Source organism: Chitinimonas violaceus, assembly GCF_052601015.1.
The window spans coordinates 1-1,634 of record NZ_JBQXDJ010000166.1 but is presented as its reverse complement, the minus strand read 5'-3'; the positions used below and the strand labels follow the sequence as shown (position 1 = coordinate 1,634).

Annotated in this window: 1 protein-coding gene and 1 pseudogene; one reads left to right on the top strand and one right to left on the bottom strand. The window is 53.6% G+C overall.

Features of this window, described 5'->3' with window-relative positions; genetic code table 11:
• Positions 1-217 precede the first annotated feature (217 nt).
• Entirely contained in the window at positions 218-1,513 is a 1,296-nt protein-coding gene (locus ACUHMQ_RS20660; RefSeq protein WP_445297328.1) for an NAD(P)/FAD-dependent oxidoreductase, read from the top strand.
• A gap of 8 nt (positions 1,514-1,521) precedes the next feature.
• Here ACUHMQ_RS20660 and ACUHMQ_RS20655 read toward each other — a convergent pair.
• A pseudogene (locus ACUHMQ_RS20655) lies at positions 1,522-1,634 on the bottom strand (IS5/IS1182 family transposase); the annotation flags it as partial.

The following is a 1,634-nucleotide window of genomic DNA, read 5'->3' as shown; positions in this document are numbered from 1 at the left end:
TTTTACAACCGCCAACGACGCCACTCTCGGCTAGGTAATTTGGCACCGGCGGTGTTTGCAGAAAAATTCAGCAGGCAATTGGTCTGCATTTGAAGTGGGTGTGTCTACGGTTGTCAGGACAGGTCACACAAAGCATATGGTGTTTCGTCTTCACCCATCACCTTGTCAATAATATTTAACACCTCTAGCATCGGCGCGATTCCTTTCGGAGAGTGCCATGGCCTTGTTCAACCACGCTAATCAGTCCCATATCGATTCCTACTATGTTGCAAGTGCCGGAGAGATTCCGGATTACCCCAGGCTTGACGGTAGCCTGGACTGCGACGTCTGTGTGGTAGGGGGTGGACTGGCGGGTATCTCTGCTGCGTTGAATCTGGCTGAGCGCGGGTTCAGTGTTGTCTTATTAGAAGGTTCCAAACTCGGCCATGCAGCTTCGGGCCGTAATGGTGGTCAGGTCATCAATGGTTATGCCTGTGATATGGACACTATCGCCAAGGCCTTGGGCGAAACGGCAGCGAAGACGGTCTGGGATATGTCCCTGGAAGCAATCCAGATCATTGAAGACCGCGTCGAACGGCATGGTATTGACTGCGATTGGGCACGTGGTCATGTGGTGGCCGCGGTGTCACCCAAGAAGTTCAATGAGCTGGTCGCGTGGCAAGCGAACGCTGAGCGCCGTTTCGGTTACCGTGATTACACGCTGTGGGACAAAGCAACGCTGCGCAGCCATTTGGATAGTCCCCGTTATGCGGGAGGGTTATACGACGCTTTGGGGGGACATATTCATCCACTCAAGTACGCTTTGGGCTTGGCACGCGCAGCAGTGGCTGCGGGCGTGCAGATTTTTGAACAGACACCGGTCAGCCGAATCGAGCAGGGAGCACAAACACATGCTCATACGGCCCGAGGTGTCGTTTCTTGCCGGCAGTTGGTATTGGCTGCGAATGTTTTTGTCGATGGACTTGCGCCAGAACTGGGCAGGAAGATCATGCCGGTCGGCACGTATGTCATCACGACTGAACCCCTTGGTGAAGAGCGTGCACGCTCGCTGATTAATCTGAATTTTGCTGTGGCCGACAATCAGTTTGTGCTCGACTACTATCGGCTGACAGCCGATCACCGACTGTTGTTCGGCGGTAAGGTCAGCTATTCAGGCTTACCGCCGTCGAATGTAAAGGAGGCCATGAAGCGCGACATGCTGCGTGTGTTTCCGCAATTGGCGGATGTCAATATCGAGCATGGTTGGGGTGGTTTTGTCGATATCACCATGAACAGAGCACCGCATTGGGGGCGGTTATCGCCCAATGTCTACTTCTGCCAGGGTTTTTCCGGCCATGGTGTGGCGGTGACTGGGCTGGCCGGGCGACTGATTGCAGAGGCCATTGCCAAAGAGAGTGAACGGCTCGACTTGTTCGCCAGGATCAATCATTCACCTTTCCCCGGCGGAAAACTATTGCGTATGCCTAGCTTGGTGTTGGGGATGGCTTGGTATCGGTTGCAGGATTACTTCTAAGAACCTGTTCAAAGTCTCCGCAGAAGAAGAGTCAGAAAGGCAAACTGAATGAATTGCAAGCTGGTGTCGAGCTTGCGTTCACAGTTCTTCCACAATCGACGGCACTTCTCCAACCACGCAA

Bases quoted from the DNA above. Each gene is read 5' to 3' on its own strand.
- ACUHMQ_RS20660 (WP_445297328.1), top strand. From the start codon at position 218: ATGGCCTTGTTCAACCACGCTAATCAGTCCCATATCGATTCCTACTAT.